Source organism: Aeromonas sp. QDB11 (assembly GCF_027705265.1).
Classification (GTDB): Bacteria; Pseudomonadota; Gammaproteobacteria; order Enterobacterales; family Aeromonadaceae; genus Aeromonas; species Aeromonas allosaccharophila.
Genome location: NZ_JAPDBM010000085.1, coordinates 1 through 15,408, shown reverse-complemented (window position 1 = coordinate 15,408; position 15,408 = coordinate 1). Strand labels below are relative to the sequence as shown.

10 protein-coding genes and 1 pseudogene are annotated in these 15,408 nt (G+C 57.7%); 4 read left to right on the top strand and 7 right to left on the bottom strand.

Annotated elements, in window-relative coordinates:
• Window positions 1-255 precede the first annotated feature (255 nt).
• Window positions 256-1,299 carry an IS110 family transposase gene (locus OKC40_RS20210; RefSeq protein WP_270796743.1) on the bottom strand — a complete coding sequence of 348 codons (1,044 nt, stop codon included), beginning with the start codon at window positions 1,297-1,299 and terminating at the stop codon, window positions 256-258.
• 64 nt (window positions 1,300-1,363) lie between these two features.
• Between OKC40_RS20210 and OKC40_RS20205 the strand changes: the two are divergent.
• A pseudogene (locus OKC40_RS20205) lies at window positions 1,364-1,612 on the top strand (IS3 family transposase); the annotation flags it as partial.
• A gap of 47 nt (window positions 1,613-1,659) precedes the next feature.
• Here the strand turns inward: OKC40_RS20205 and OKC40_RS20200 are convergent.
• From OKC40_RS20200 to cmoM, 5 genes are all read right to left on the bottom strand, one after another.
• Window positions 1,660-2,046 carry a septal ring lytic transglycosylase RlpA family protein gene (locus OKC40_RS20200; protein ID WP_270796742.1) on the bottom strand — a complete coding sequence of 129 codons (387 nt, stop codon included), beginning with the start codon at window positions 2,044-2,046 and terminating at the stop codon, window positions 1,660-1,662.
• A gap of 257 nt (window positions 2,047-2,303) precedes the next feature.
• The gene (gene mukB / locus OKC40_RS20195; protein ID WP_270796741.1) at window positions 2,304-6,731 is read right to left on the bottom strand and encodes a chromosome partition protein MukB; all 4,428 of its coding nucleotides are present in this window, start codon (window positions 6,729-6,731) and stop codon (window positions 2,304-2,306) included.
• Between the two features lie 3 nt (window positions 6,732-6,734).
• Complete coding sequence (mukE, locus tag OKC40_RS20190) at window positions 6,735-7,454, bottom strand: chromosome partition protein MukE (protein WP_270796739.1); 720 nt, start codon at window positions 7,452-7,454, stop codon at window positions 6,735-6,737.
• On the bottom strand, window positions 7,435-8,769 hold the full coding sequence (mukF, locus tag OKC40_RS20185; protein WP_270796737.1) for a chromosome partition protein MukF: 1,335 nt from the start codon (window positions 8,767-8,769) through the stop codon (window positions 7,435-7,437). Before mukF ends, mukE begins: the two co-directional genes overlap by 20 nt.
• An 81-nt stretch (window positions 8,770-8,850) precedes the next feature.
• Entirely contained in the window at window positions 8,851-9,627 is a 777-nt protein-coding gene (gene cmoM / locus OKC40_RS20180) for a tRNA uridine 5-oxyacetic acid(34) methyltransferase CmoM (protein ID WP_042657464.1), read from the bottom strand.
• Between the two features lie 84 nt (window positions 9,628-9,711).
• On the opposite strand from cmoM, the gene elyC reads away from it, so the two are divergent.
• From elyC to pfkA, 3 genes are all read left to right on the top strand, one after another.
• Window positions 9,712-10,482, top strand: a complete 771-nt coding sequence (gene elyC / locus OKC40_RS20175; protein ID WP_270796735.1) for an envelope biogenesis factor ElyC — start codon at window positions 9,712-9,714, stop codon at window positions 10,480-10,482.
• A 135-nt stretch (window positions 10,483-10,617) separates the two neighbouring features.
• On the top strand, window positions 10,618-11,373 hold the full coding sequence (gene tpiA / locus OKC40_RS20170) for a triose-phosphate isomerase (RefSeq protein ID WP_042062658.1): 756 nt from the start codon (window positions 10,618-10,620) through the stop codon (window positions 11,371-11,373).
• Window positions 11,374-11,525: 152 nt separating this feature from the next.
• Window positions 11,526-12,497 carry a 6-phosphofructokinase gene (gene pfkA, locus OKC40_RS20165; protein ID WP_042062659.1) on the top strand — a complete coding sequence of 324 codons (972 nt, stop codon included), beginning with the start codon at window positions 11,526-11,528 and terminating at the stop codon, window positions 12,495-12,497.
• A gap of 1,592 nt (window positions 12,498-14,089) precedes the next feature.
• Here pfkA and OKC40_RS20160 read toward each other — a convergent pair.
• A complete protein-coding gene (locus OKC40_RS20160; RefSeq protein WP_270796733.1) occupies window positions 14,090-15,331 on the bottom strand; it encodes a dicarboxylate/amino acid:cation symporter in 1,242 nt (413 codons plus the stop codon).
• Window positions 15,332-15,408 lie beyond the last annotated feature (77 nt).

Here is a 15,408-nt window from a genome sequence, read left to right as displayed (position 1 = left end):
AAGGACATTCTAAAAAATGTATGGTCTGCTCCTTATCTGCAAGCGTGAACTGATTTCCAGAAGTCGTTTGCGTCAATTTATCCGGCCTGTCTGTGAGCCGTTTTCCGGCTCTGGCCTTGATGGGATCCGCACGTCATCGTCCTCATAAAGCTACCAGTCACGAGAGACTGCTTTTTTAGCCAGGCTGCAACGTCGTGGGGTAAACGCTTCTGTCATCTGTTTTTGGCTCGCAAAACCGGGTATGAGTTCTATCAGTTAAACGGCTGAACTTGCGTTGGGATACGGTTGGTAATCCCTGCCGGATGTCAGCACTTTCCTGCAAATTCGCATTATCTTGTTGGCCAGGGCGATAAGTACCACATGGTGATGATGGCCGACCTCTAGCCTGGCGACCCATTCGCCTAACGATGATTTGTCACGTTTCATATGAATTTTCAGCGCTTTGGCGCCCTGAATAACCATTTGCCTTAAATAGCTATTGCCACGCTTACTGATCCCGCCGAGCGAAGATTTGCCGCCCGTTGAATATTGCCTGGGGACCAGCCCCAACCAGGCTGACAGGTCGCGGGCTTTCTTGAATTGTGAGCCATTGCCAATTGCGGCAATCAACGCGGTTGAGACAATTGGTCCAATGCCGGGGACGGTACTGATTTTTTGGCACAAACTCAATGTGCTCGAGGCTTGTCCGAGCATGAGGCTCATGTCATCAATCTGAATATCCAGCTGTTGCCACCGTTCTCTCAGGCGCAATACCAGGGCGCGGATAAAGTCAGGCAAGCCATTCTCGGCATCTTCAAGGATCGTCGGCAGAGAGCGCTCGAAGACTTTTCTGCCGACTGGCACGGTGAGCCCATATTCCAGCAGCAACGCTCGCATCTGATTGACAGTAGCGGTACGTTCGACGATGAAACGCTGACGGACGCGATGAGTCGCCTGCAATGCCAACTGTTCATGAGATTTCAACGGGACACCGCGCATAGTGCCTCTGCTACCAGCCTCGGCAATGGCGGTGGCATCGTTGAAGTCATTCTTGTTCGATTTGAGGTAGGGCTTAACAAATTGAGCGGGAATAATCTTGGGCTCGAATCCCGCCTGTTGGAACAGGCGTCCCCAGTATTGCGAACCAGGACATGCCTCGAAGGCAACCCGACAGGGTGGAGTCGTACTGATGAACTGTTTCAGTTGTGAACGAGTGCGCTTTTGCTTGGTCAATACATGCCCCCTGCGATCCATCGCCACTAGGTGAAACCAATTTTTGCCTAAATCGATCCCGTAAATGTAAATCTGCGCTTGAGTCATGATGAGCCTCCTTGAGGCTGGCTCCAGCATAGCGGGGTGGATAGATCAGACCATCCCATTAAGCTACGGCTCTCTTGATGACGGACGAGTTCACACGTACGCGCTGATAGACCAATTAAGAGAGCAAGCCCCCATCACCCTGGTCTGCTGCGCTTTCGATGTTCCAACATCCTGTTTTTACGATTATCTGGCACGCAGGCGGACGATTAACCGTGAGCGGATACAGCAGCGCTGTGAGTTGCGCCGTTTGTTTAAAGAGAGCCGGGGCTCGGCAAGCAGCCGCGCCTTGATGTCGATGATGCGAGAGTTGGGGCGATTCAGTTTTATACCATCTGGTGCTCTCACGCTCTGGTCATCAAACTAAAGAACCTCAACCTTTACCTTGATAATCCCGTCGCGAATATTGCCGATGGCGCTAAAGGCAGATTTGGAGAGATCGATAATACGCCCGTTTTTAAAGGCGCCGCGATCATTAACCTTGACCTCTACGCTCTTGCCATTGGCGAGGTTGGTGACACGCACCATGGCGCCAAAGGGCAATTCCATATGGGCGGCGCTATTGAGATTATTGCGATAGCGCTCGCCGCTGGCAGTCTTTTTGCCGTGATAGCGGTCGGCATAATAGCTGGCATAACCGGTTTCGCTATAGCCGCGCCAGCTGCCGCCATGGCTCTCGTCATAACGACTGCTACAGGCCGCCAGCAGCAGGCAAAGAGATAACAGCAGCCCTTTCTGGATATATTGCACCTTCCCCTCTCCTCTCTTCTTCTTTCTGCTCAGCTCTATTTTCTATTCTTCTATGCGGTCCGTAACGCTGGCGGCATGTTCGCAAGCAACCTCTCACCTTGCCATAGGTCCAAGGCACTCGCCATGTTACTCGCCTTGTTGTCAGGCAGCAGCGACGGTGCGGCTACTTTGCCATATCTGCCATGTAAAAAGGGAGGCAAATGCCTCCCTTTCAACTATTTACCCGTCATCCCGTGTCGGAATGGGCCAGAAACTGATCAGGCGATCAGCTTGTCATCGCTAAAGCCGAAGCCGCGCAGCCCCACCACATGCACATGCTCGTGCTTGCCCTGCACTTTACGGATGAGCTTGTAGGTGGTGCCCTTCTCGGGGCTGATGTTCTCGGGCGCCGCGATCAGCAGCTGCATATCCTGCCGCTCGCACAGCTCGAACAGGGTGGCGATGGATTTGCCATCCAGACGGGCCGCTTCGTCGAGGAACAACAAACGGCAGGGGGCGATATCCTTGCCGCGCAGACGGCGGGACTCCTCCTCCCAGCTGATCAGCACCATCAAGAGGATGGCCTGACCGGTACCAATCGCCTCGCCGGTGGAGAGCGCGCCGCTCTCGGCCCGCAGCCAGCCATCGGCCCCGCGCTGCACCTCGATCTCCAGCTCCAGATAGTTGCGATAGTCGAGCAGCACGTCGCCCATCACCTGATAGCTGCGATCCCCCTGCTCTACTTGCGGGTTCAGGCGCTGGAACAGCTTGGCCATCGCCTCGGAGAAGCTGAGCTCCTTGTCGGCGAACAGATCGTTGTGCATGGCAGTTTGGTCGGCCAGCGCCGTCAGCAGACGGGTATGGGCCTCGCGGATATTGACGTTGAGGCGCACCCCGCGCACCAGACCGAAGGCGATGTTCTGCAAGCCCTGGTTGAGCACCCGGATGCGGTTCTGCTCGCGACGGATGATGTTGGTGATCTTGGCCGCCACTTCGTGGGAGGAGAGCGACAGATGGGTTTCCCGCTGCTTGAGCTCGTCTGCCAGACGGGCCAGCTCGATCTCCATCTCCTCGATCGCCTCTACCGGATCATCGGAGCGGATGATGTCGTTGCGGATGCGATCTTTGAGGTAACGGTAGACCTGCACGTAGAAGGCGACCTTCTGTTCGGTGCTGCGATTACCCTCGGAGAGACGCAGCGCATCGCGCAGGGCCTCGTCGTGGGCCACCGCCACCCGCAGGGCGCCAAGGGCCTTGTCCGACATGGAGCGCAACTCGTCGCTGTCGAGGTACGCCAGCTCGCGCTTGTTGAGGCGCTTCTCGACGTCGGTCTCCCGCGCCAGTCGCACCACCCGCGACCAGCTCGCCTTGTGACCAACCAAAGATTTGCGGGCGCTGTAGTAATCCTTGCCTTCGAGCTTGAGACGACCGCCAAGGGATTCGATCTCGCGCTTGGTTACCTGCAACTGGGCCTCGGCGCTGGTGCGACGGGAACGGGTGCGGATCAGCAGCTCTTCAATCTCTTTCTTGTGGGCGCGCGCCTTCTCTTCCATATCGTCAGAGAGGGTCAGCCCCATAGCCGCCAGCTCCTGCTCAAATTCGGTCAGGGTCTGGCGCTTGGCCGATGCGCTGGAATCGAGCGCGGTGCGCAGCTGCAGCGCCTCGGTGTGGCGCTGGGCAATCTGCTTGTGCTGCTCACCGGCGGTGCGGGCCGCCAGCTCGGCAGCTTTAAGCTTCTCTTTGAGTCGCTCGCTCATCTCGGAGGCCTTACCCAGCAGGTCTTGCGCATCCTGATAGGCAAAGTGCGGCAGACGGGCCACCAGCTGATCGAGGGCGTAGCAACGGCGCTTCTGTTCGGCCAGCAGATCGCTCACCTCATCGTAAGCTGCCTGCAGCGCAGCAAGATCCTGCGGATCCTGACGCAGTACTTGCACTACTGTTTCGAGTTTTTCGAGCGACTTGCCGTGTTTGGCGATAAAGGCTTCGGCCTGTTTCAGCGCTTCCACATCGGCGTGAGCCGCCTCGAGGCGGGTCGCCAGATCTGTCTCGGCAAACAGGTGGGCAAAGGGCAGCATCCCCTGTACCAGCTGGATATGGCGGGTCAGCTGGGCGGCAGCCGCTTTGGCCTCGACCAGCTGCTTGTCGCACTCGCCGATGGCTGCTTGCAGCGTGCGCAGTTCGGCCTGTTTGGCCTGCACTTCAGCTTCCGGGTCGGGGCGGAAGGCGATATCCAGATGCTGGCCGATAAAATCGCGGAAGTGACCGTAGAGACGGTGGTACTTCTGCTGCTCGAAGGCTGCCTTGGCGTAGCCCTCGATGAGGCCTTCGCGCTCAAGGTCGAGCTGCTCGATCCGTTTTTCCCGCGCCGCGCGACCAAACAGCGGCAGCTCGGGGTAGCGAGAGAAGCGCACCTGACGCTTGCTGGTGCGCACCAGCACGGCGTCCCCCAGCTCGTCCGCTTCCACCAGATCCTCGTCAAAGGAGTCGGGGTTGCCCTGAATCAGGTAGATATCTTCCGGGCAATCTTCCAGCTTTTTCAGCCGCTCGATGGCGCCCTCAAGGTCGAGCACCACCAGGGCGCTGCGAGCCGGGCCGTAAAGCGCGGAGTAGTAAGGGGCATCGTCGATGGAGATGTCGTCATAGACATCGGAGAGCAGCACGCCCCCCACCTGCTCGGCGATGCGGGCCAGACGCGGATCTGCCTCGCCAGCGCCCAGCTGCAGGTTGCGAATTTGCAGCTCCAGCGCCTGTTTCTGCGCCGCAATGCGGTTGCTCTCCTGCTCGAACTCGCGCTCCTTGTCGAGCACGGTCTGCATGCCGGAAGAAAGTTCTTCGGCAGTGGCCAGCGGCAGGCCGCTCTGCTCGCGCAGCTGCTCGAGCTTTTCAAAGGATTTGAGCCAGCGCGGGGCAAGCTTGGTCAGCTCCGCAATATCACGACCCAGCTGGGCGCCCTGATGCTCCAGGCTGGCGCGGCGCTGGTTCACCTCCGCCTGCTGCTCGGAAAGCTCTTCCTGACGGGTGCGCTGGGCTTCGAGGAAGATCTCCAGCTCATCGCTGCTGGCGATAAGCTGGCCAGAGGCCTGCTGCAGCTCATCGCGCAATTTGAAGAGATTCTTCTGACTTTCGCTCTCTTTCTCGAGGCGAGCCAGCGCGGCGCGCAGCCCCTGCCCCTGGGCAATGCGGGCCTTGTCTTCGATATGACGCTTGAGCAACGCCTGGGCGGTAGGCCAAGCGGCCTCGCGCACTGTCTCCGGGGCGATGCTCAAAAGCAGCGCCAGCGCCGCTTCATGTTCGGCTACCGCCGCCTTGGCCAGCGCCAACTGCTGCTCGGCCCCCAGCACCCGGCTGGTGAGGCTCTGCTCGGCACTGCGGAACTGATGCAAAGTGTCGCTCGCCTGCTCGGCGGTCAGCCCCGGCAGCTCGCACTGCTCGCGGGCATTTTCCAGCGCCTGCACCGCCTGACGGTACTGGATGGCGCGGGTCTGCTGGATATCGAGCGCCTGCTGGTAGTCGGCCAACTGGGTCTTGAGGCTGTCCACCTCGGCCTGTGCCAGCTCCTTGCGCTCTTCCACCTCCAGCAGTTGGCCGTGGATCTCCTCCACGATCGCCTGCTGTTGCTCCAGCTTGTCGACCAGCTCCGCCAGATCGGCGCGATACATCTCGATCTTCTTCTGCAGTGCAACAGCTGCCATTACCTTGGCCAGATGCTCGGCGGCAGATTCCAGCTCGTCGGTCAGCAATTTTTCACGGTTGGTAAGCTGCTCCACCTCATCAGCCAGATAGATGGCGCGCTGCTTCTCTTCGGCCAAAATGCGGCGCTTGTCGGACAGCTCCTGGCGCGCCTTGAGGGCCAGCTCGGAGAGACGGCTCTTCTCGGCGGCGTTGCGTACATAGTCCGCTGCCACATAGTGAGTGGTCTCGGTGATCAGGTTCTTGAACAGATCCCGCTGCCCCTGAGTCTCTTTAATCGCTTCCAGGGTACGGCGGTTTTCATAGATGGCCGCCTCCATATCCGCAAACGCCTTGCGCACCCCGGAGTTCTCCGGCAGCAGGTATTCACGCAAAGAGCGGCTGATGGACGAGGAGATACCGCCGTAGAGGGAGGCTTCGATCAGGCGATAGAACTTGCCGCGATCTTTTTGATCCCTGAGCTTCTTCGGGGTGATGCCGAACTCGAACATAAAGTTGTGATAGTCGGTCACCGTATTGAACTTGGCGACCTTCAGCGCCCCCAGCTCGGCGGCGGCCCCTTTCAGATCGGCAAAGGCACGAATACGCCCCTTGCCACCATCGAGTTTTTCCAGCAGCAGATCGGTGGGTTGCAGCTGCTCCGGCACATCCACCAGCGCGAACGGGGTGATGTTGACCTTGTTGTCACGGTTTTGGATCTGCTCCAGGTGCACGCCGACCCAGATCCGCTGTTCGCGGCTGTTCATCACCTCCAGCACTGAGTAACAGGAACCCCGTTGCAGCTTGCCGTAGAGCCCCTTGTCACGGGAGGCACTGCTGGAGCCCGCTTCCGTGGTGTTGCGAAAATGGAGCAGAGACTGGTCGGGAATGAGCGCCGCAATAAAGGCCGCCATGGTGGTGGACTTGCCCGCACCGTTGCCGCCGGAAAGGGTGGTGACCAGCTGGTCGAGATCGAAGGTTCGGGCGAAGAAGCCGTTCCAGTTGACCATGGTCAGGGATTTGAACTTGCCTCGCACTGTTTATACCTCCAGATCCAGTTGTTCTTCATCGAGGTCCGCCTCGATATCGTCAAAGAGCGAATCGCTGCTCGGCATCTCGTCGTCGTGGAAGATGGCTTCTCCTTCCTGGATCATCCGCAGCTGGACGGCGCGGGGATCTTCATCGGAGCGCACGTCCGCGGCAAAGCGGAACACCGACTCGTTGACCCGGAATTTGTCGCTGTTGCCAAGGGCGGTGATCATGCCGAGGCGACGCAGACGACGCATCGAGGTGCGGATCTTCTCCAGCAGCTTCTTCTTGTCGAGATCGGTGCCGCCGGAGCGGCTGTTGACCATCCGCAGCAGTTGCTTCTCGTCAGCCAGGTTCAGTACCTCTTCTTGCAACTCGCCCATAGCGAACACCCCTTCCGAGGCGAGGCGATCCGGGCTCAGGTAGAGGTAGCAAAGCACCTTGCCCACCAGCATATCGAGCTCGGAGAGCACAGTGGTGCCGATATCGGCGCTCGGGCGCGGACGCAGGTAGAAGAAGCCTTCCGGCGCCTTGATCAGCTCCACCTGATAACGGCCGTAGAAGATCTCCAGCTCGTTGTGGTACTCCACCAGCGCCGAATGCTGTTCGAAATCGTCGGCACTGATGTGACGGCCGGAGCGCAAGGCGGTGTCAATGCGCGGAAACAAGGGGTTGGCAATCGCCTCTGCGAGCCGCAGCGGCAAGGGAAACTCAGTATTGATCAATGACATAGGCCTGAACCTTGGATCCAGCTTGGTTAATGGGTTTCCATGCGGGTTGGCGGTGCAGCTCGCGCTCACCGCTGGCATGGCCCAGGCGCACGGCCTGGTCGATCAGAAGACGCGCCACATCGAAATGGGCGTGAGCCGGGTAATCCAGCAGGTATTCGCGCAATACATCGGCCAAATCCAGCTGCTGGCCCTGCTCGGGATAGCGGGCCAGATAGCGCTCGATGCGCTCCGCCAGCTCCTGGTTGATGTCCACCATCTCCATGTACTCCATCTCGAGGGGCACCTCGCCGGTCACCTCCTCGTCGTGGATGGCGATGGTTTCATCGCGCAGCTCCAGCAAACGGGGCTCCTCGGCAATGCGCAGCAGCCAGTTGTGCTGTTCGAAATTGCGGATGGAGTCGCGCAGCCGCTGACTGAAGGCGCGGTTCTTGTCCATGTCGATGGCGTTGCGAATGAACTTGTGGACATGTCTGTCGTAGCGGGACCAGAGCTCGATGCACTGCTGACCCCAGCTGGTGATGACGTCAAGACGACCTTGCAAGGCGTGAGTCAGCTCCTCGACGTGGAACAGATCGTCACGCCCCTGCGCCGCTTCCTGAATGTTGAGCAGCCCCGCCTGCAGGCGGTGGCCGGCGGCATCCAGGGTATCTTGCAGTTCGCGCAGGGTCTGGCCGGTCTCGTGCAGCAGTTTTTCGCAGCTGTGAATGGCATCGACCCAGTTCTGGGTCAGCAGGGCCGCGATCTCGCTTTTGACCTGATTCTGCTGCTCATCCATGGCGCGCTGGGTCAGATCGATGCGCCCGAGGGTCTCCTCCAGCGAGAAGGTGAGCCGTGGCAGCACCTCAGCGTCCCACTGCTCGCGGGTGTTGGTCTCGAGCGCCGCCTTGCGGGCGGTGTCGAGCTCGGCCGCCAAATGCTCGAGCAAGATGGAGAGCTTGATGGAGTCAACCTGACGCTGATCGAGAAAGAAGTCGACGATACCGACCCCAAGACGCGACAGACGATAGAGGCTCTCCCCCGCCACCATGTCGGTGTTGAAGCGCGACAGCAGCTGCTGGCGAATAAGGTCGTTGATGGCGTTGTTGGCGCGACCGGTGAGGGTCTCGTCCATCTGGCCAAAAGCATTGCTGACGTAGCCGAAGGCATCGTGCAGCGCCGCTTCCGACAAGTCCGACTCATCTTCGGACAGTGTCTTGATTGCAATCAGAAAGGCCAGCCGGTCGGTAGGCAGGCTCAGCGCCAACCCCTCCTGCCTGACCCACCCTACTATCTCCGGCAAAGAACGCTCGGGCAGGGTACGGGATGTACTCATCATGACGTTGTCATCTCGTTGTTGTAATTGAGCGCACAAACTCGCGCGCGGCTACATCCGGTAGCATCGAAAAATCAGGCCCCATCAACTGGCGGGTTTCTGCGCCATCACATGGATATAGCGGCCAAGGGCGACAAAAGGCTCCTGACGGCAATATTGCTGCTCCATGGCCAGCAGATCGTCGAACTTCTCGACCTGATCCTGCTTGTGACGCATATAGTCGTGGATCACCCGCACCCCGGTCTTGCCGATGATCTTGAGCCCGCCTCGTCCAATCCAGTCATAAACCTGCTCCGGCAACTGGGGATTGGTGGGCGTGAGCGCAGTCTGGCGCTTCTTGCGCAGGCCCAACCGCACATAGTCAAAATTGCCCACTACCAGGCTCTGGAACAGCAGGCCATGACGGTTGTAAAAAAGCAGCGACAGTATGCCCCCGGCATTGACGAAAGGGAACAGACCCAGCAAGGTCTGGCGCGGCTCGGCGAGCCACTCCAGCACCGCGTGGCAGAGCACCAGATCAAAGGTGCCGGTCACGTGTTGTTTCAGATCCTGAATGGGGCAATGGATAAGACGAATGTTGTCTTCCAGCCCCTTTTCGGCGATCTGGCTGCGAGCCAGATCCAGCATCTCGGCGGAGAGATCACACAACTCGACCTGATGACCCATGGCCGCCAGCTTCTGGGCAAAGTAGCCAAAACCGCCCCCCGCATCGAGGATGCGCAGCGGCCGATTGCCAAGGCGCGCCAGGCAGGCTTCGATGTCGCTCCAGACGATGGTGGTGCGAATGCGCCCCTTGGTGGAGTCGTAAATATTGCGGGCGAACTTGTCGGCGCGACCGTCAAAACTCTGATCTTGCTTCAAGAGAAACTCAACTTTGGCCATCCAAAAAAAGAGGGGTATTCTGTCACATCCCGAATTTGCTGAAAACTCAAGGAAGTGTCTGCCGTGTTTGTGATTAAAAAGTGGCTGGGTCAGCTGCTGATGCCGCTCCCCTTCTCCCTCTCCCTGCTGCTTGTCGCCCTGCTGCTGCTCTGGTTCACCCGTTTTCAGAAAACCGGCAAACTGCTGGCCACCCTTTCGCTGCTGATTGTGGCACTGATGGGGATGCGGCCGGTGAGCTATGAACTGGCCCGCGGGCTGGAGCAGACCTACCCGCCGTTCGAGGTGAGCCAGCATCCCAAGATCGAGGCGATCGTGGTGCTCGGCAACGGCCATGTCAGCGATCCGGCGGTGCCCGAGCGCTCGTGGCAAAACAATATTGCGCTGGCCCGTACTCTCGAAGGAGTGCGTCTTGCAGAGGCATATCCCGACGCCGAGCTGATCTTTTCGGGTTATGTATCGGGGGATCCCCTGTCGAATGCCGAGGTCAATGCCCGGATGGCGATGAGCCTCGGCATTCCCCGCGCGCGGATGACGTTGTTTGAAAACAACAAAGACACTCATGACGAAGCGGTCAGTATCAGCCGCCACCTGAAAGGAAAAGAGGTGGCATTGGTCAGTTCTGCCACCCATTTGCCCCGGGCCATGGCCCTCTATCAGGGTCAGGGACTCAATGCCGTGCCGGCCCCCACCGACTACACCGCCAAGCAGAGCCAGGTGCCGCAGCCGCTCTACGGTTATTTACCCAAAGGGCGTTATTTGATGTATTCCGAAGCTGCCATCCACGAATGGATTGGGGTATGGTGGGCTCGCTTGCGAGGGCAGGTTAACGAATGAGCAATCAAGCGATTCATTCCTGATTTGGATCAGGAAAGCGAAAAAAAATTACGTCATTTGCCGCCGGGTCAGCTATCTTGGGCTCGGTTCAATTCATATAATGTCGCGCAATCAAATGCCTAGGAGATATACAAGATGAGACAGCACCTGGTAATGGGTAACTGGAAACTGAACGGCACCAAAGCTTCTGTTGAAGCTCTGATCAAAGGACTGACCCCGGCTGCTGCCGCTCATCCTTCTGTACAAGTCGCCGTCTGCCCGCCGGTTATCTTTTTGGGTCTGGTTGAGCAACTGACCGCTGGCAGCAAGATTGCCTACGGTGCCCAGAACGCTGACGTTCACGAGTCTGGCGCCTTCACCGGCGAAAACGCTCCCTCCATGCTGAAAGCCTTCGGTTGCACCTACTCCCTGGTCGGCCACAGCGAGCGCCGTACCCTGCACGCAGAGACTGACGACGTGGTTGCTGCCAAGTACGAAGCGATCCAGAAAGGCGGTCTGATCCCGGTTCTGTGCATCGGTGAAACTTTGGAGCAATTCGAAGCCGGCGTGACCAAGAACGTGGTTGAGACCCAGCTGAAAGCCGTTATCGACCGTTGCGGCATCGCCTCCTTCAACAACGCCGTTGTTGCTTACGAGCCGGTATGGGCCATCGGTACTGGCAAGACTGCCACTCCGGAGATCGCTCAATCCGTTCACGCTCACATCCGTCAGTACCTGGCCGGTTTTGATGGCGCCGTTGCTGCCAAAGTACAGATCCTGTACGGCGGTTCCGTCACTGGCGCCACTGCAGCCGATCTGTTCGGTCAGCCGGACATCGACGGTGGCCTGGTCGGTGGTGCGTCCCTGAAAGTGGACGACTTCTCCCAGATCATCGCTGGCGCTGCCAAGTAATTTCGCATTACTGGCAAAGAGAGGGGCGCGTCCCCTCTCTTGTATCGCTTTTCCTATGGCGGCCCCCGCATCCCATACGAAAGCCGATATAGTAAAAGTGGCTTGTCTATTTCCAAACATTCGTATTTGACAACTCAGATCCAGAGGCACTCATGACCAAACAAATCAAACGTATTGGTGTTTTGACCAGTGGTGGCGATGCACCCGGTATGAACGCAGCCATTCGCGCCGTGGTTCGCGCCGGTTTGCATCATGGCCTGGAAGTTTACGGTATTTATGATGGCTACCTCGGCCTGCACCAGGATCGCATCGTCAAGCTGGAGCGTCACAGCGTCTCCGACGTGGTGAACCGTGGTGGTACTTTCTTGGGTTCTGCCCGTTTCCCTGCCTTCAAAGATCCGGCCGTGCGTGCCGAAGCGATCGAAAACCTGAAAAAGCACAGCATCGACGCCCTGGTGGTGATCGGTGGTGACGGCTCCTACATGGGTGCCAAGAAGCTGACCGAAGAGGGTTTCCCCTGTATCGGCCTGCCGGGCACCATCGACAACGACATCGCCGGTACCGACTTCACCATCGGTTTTGATACCGCCCTGAACGTGGTTGTTGACGCCATCGACCGTCTGCGCGACACCTGCAGCTCCCACCACCGTATCTCCGTGGTCGAGATCATGGGCCGCCACTGTGGCGATCTGGCCATGTCTGCCGCCGTTGCTGGCGGTGCCGAGTACGTGATCGTACCGGAAGTGGCTTTTGACAAAGAGAAGCTGCTGCAACAGATCAAAGAAGGTGAAGTAAAGGGCAAGAAACACGCCATCATCACCATCTGCGAGCACGTCACCGATGTGAACGCCTTGGCCAAAGACATCGAAGCCCTGACCGGCCGTGAAACCCGCGCCACCATCCTGGGCCACATCCAGCGTGGCGGTGCCCCGACTGCTCGTGACCGCATCATGTCCAGCCGTATGGGTGCTTACGCCGTTGAGCAGCTGCTGGCTGGCCACGGTGGTCGCTGCGTCGGTATCCAGCGCAACGAGCTGGTACACCACGACATCATCGACTGCATCGAAAACATGAAGCGCCCGTTCGATCAGGAGCTCTACAACCTCTCCACCACCCTGTTCTAAGCCACGCGGCTTTGTACCGGTTGTTGATGATAAAAACCCTCCATCGGAGGGTTTTTTTATATCTCACGCGAGCTGATGCCTCGGCACAGTGTGCAGCCCTCACCCTGCAGGTTGCCCTGAATCCCATCCCTTGCACCATCTGACTGATCGTTAGCCTTCCCCTCCTCGCACCAACCGGTATCAGCCAAAGATACCGTTCCGATATTGCCGTGGATGTTCTATCACTGCTGAGCCGGCTTGCGGTGGCCAGCCTCTCTGCTGATCCTGAAACGAGCTTGTTCAGCCTCCTCGTCATACACCGCTGTGTGTATCTCAATCTTGTAGACGGTATTCAGATGTCTGAATCGCCCCAAGTTCCCCAACCATGCTCCGGCCCAGCTCTTGCGTTGCAATTACATTACTTATGCCAAATGCATCGGCGCTGTTTTAGACCAGCCACTGGCTTGGTGCACACCTAACCCTTGCTGCCGCCTTGTCTATTCGTCCACCGGCCGGTGCAATTGGCGCTGATAAAACAGCCAACTGCCAATCCGTATCCCCCCAATCCATGGCTCTCCCCCCTGTAAAGCGGAGGGTTGCTGTAAAAACACGGAGACATCGGCCTGATAAAGTCATGGTGCGACAAGGGTTGGCAACCAGATCACCTCCACCAACTTTTTTTGGATGAGCTATCTGCGTCAGGCATTGGCAAATCATATCCTGATGCACTTTTGAGGGCCTTCATGACACAGTTACGAAGGAGATAACTTCTCAAACCCTATTTAAGTCCCATATAAAACCCACCTAAAAATAAATGAGTAAAACAATAAAGCATTGAATTTAAACAAAATAATTAAAACAACTGGATCTTCGATGGGTCAAACGTCGCAACGGGCGATAAAATCAGCGCAATATGTCAAAAATGACCACCTCGACCGCACTGACGCGCAAAGACGCCATTTTATCAATTTTACCCTTGTTTTAACCCCCTGTTATGGTATCTTGACAACATCAACCAACAACCTGGGGAGAGAAAAATGAAAGAGTTTGTCGTTACTGCCGTTTTCACGGTGTTTTTCACCCTGGTTGCTGTCTCTCTGCCCTCACTGTCACAGTTCTGAGCCGGATAGAGAGGCATCAATCCGGACTGACCTTATCTGGCATGTCTGTTTAATCGCCACCAACTGGCGCTTTTCAGTGACAATGTCGAGATGGTCAACATAGATATGATTTCATCACGTTGACGCTGTTTCTTTCGCCACAAGGGTGTAGCCAGGATGGTTTAACCACTCTCTGTTTGGCCTTATGGAGTAGAACCAGCAGCAGATCATATCCGAGGGGAGCCAGGCTCCCCTTTTTGTTACCCGCCATTTGGCAACCCCCTAGCCCGGCAGCCATCCGTCACAAGGCCCATGCCCACGGCAGTTGTGTTCCACTCCTGTGCTCTCCATTCAACACCGCAAAATCCGTCAGCAATCTCTTGTGCACACCTTTCTCTGACATCTGTCCGGCAGATATAAAAAAGCCCCCGCCATCATGGCAGGGGCTCGCGTTACGCAGTTTCAGCTCGGGGCTGTTTTAGCTCAGCGCTGCTTTAGTTCAACTCAAAGCTGTTATGCCTTGTTCCAACGCTCTGGGTCATATTCCGGGCTGAAGCGGTCAACAATGACAGCACAGGCCGCATCGCCGGTGATATTGAGGGAGGTGCGGATCATGTCGAACAGACGATCCAGCGCAAACAGCAGCGGCAACCCTTCGATGGGGATCCCGGCTGCCAGCAGCACGGCCACAACCAGGAAGCTTGGGCCCGGTACACCGGCCTGACCGATCGCCCCCAGGGTGGAGGTCACGATGATGGCCGCCCAGGCACCGACACTCAGATCGATGTTGTAAACCTGAGCGAAGAAGATGGCGACCAGACCGTAATAGATGGCGTTGCCGCTCATGTTGATGGTGGCCCCCAGCGGCAGCACGAAGGAAGCAGTCGCGTTGGTCACTTTCAGATCATGCTCGCAGGTCTCCATATTGACCGGCAGGGTCGCCATGGAAGAGGCTGTGGAGAAGGCCACGATCTGCGGCTTCTTCATGGCCGAGAAGTACTTGCGTACCGGCGTGTTGGAGAACATCACGACCAGCAGCGGATAGACCACAAAGCCGAAGATCAGGATGGCAGCCACATAGACCACGAACAGCTTGAGCACCAGGGTCAGCACATCGAAGCCATAGGTACCGATGGCTTCAGCCATCAGACCGAACACCCCGAGCGGCGCGATGATCATCACCTTGTTGATCATCCAGACGAAGGCATCCACCAGGGTATTGAGCCCATCGACCAGCGGCTTGGCCCGCTCGCGGGGTTGCTTGGCCAGGGCGATGCCGAGGAACATGCAGAACACCAGGATCTGCAGGATGTTGGCTTCGTTGAGCGACTGGAACACGTTGGTGGGGATCATGCCGAGCAGGGTAGCAACTGCATCCGGCAGCGCCCCTTTATCGGCGTAGTCACCGCCAAACATGGAGGCGACGGAAGCGAAATCAACCCCGACACCCGGTTTGAAGATTTGCCCCATCACCAGCGCCAGCAGCACGGCCAACGCAGAGGTAATCAGGAAGAAGGCCAGCGTCGCTGCGCCGATCTTGCCCGCTGCCGGGCTGGCGCCCAGATTGGCGGCGCCGGAGAAGATGGCAACCGCCACCAGCGGGATCACCAGCATCTTGATCAACTGGATAAACAGGGTACCAAGCGGTGCAAACACGGTGGCTTGTTCACCCATGAACGCGCCGACCACAGCGCCCAGTACCATGGCCACCACAACCTGGAAGCCGATGTTTTTAATGAGTACTTTAGTTAACACAATAGATTGGCCCCTTGAAGATCCAGACACTTCGCCCCTCTTAACTTAAGAGGTAGTCTTGGAGCTATGTTCAGTAC

Excerpts from the sequence above, each read along its gene's own strand:
- OKC40_RS20210 (WP_270796743.1), bottom strand. The coding sequence starts at position 1,299 with ATGACTCAAGCGCAGATTTACATTTACGGGATCGATTTAGGCAAAAAT.
- mukE (WP_270796739.1), bottom strand. The coding sequence starts at position 7,454 with ATGTCATTGATCAATACTGAGTTTCCCTTGCCGCTGCGGCTCGCAGAG.
- mukF (WP_270796737.1), bottom strand. The coding sequence starts at position 8,769 with ATGATGAGTACATCCCGTACCCTGCCCGAGCGTTCTTTGCCGGAGATA.
- tpiA (WP_042062658.1), top strand. The coding sequence starts at position 10,618 with ATGAGACAGCACCTGGTAATGGGTAACTGGAAACTGAACGGCACCAAA.
- pfkA (WP_042062659.1), top strand. The coding sequence starts at position 11,526 with ATGACCAAACAAATCAAACGTATTGGTGTTTTGACCAGTGGTGGCGAT.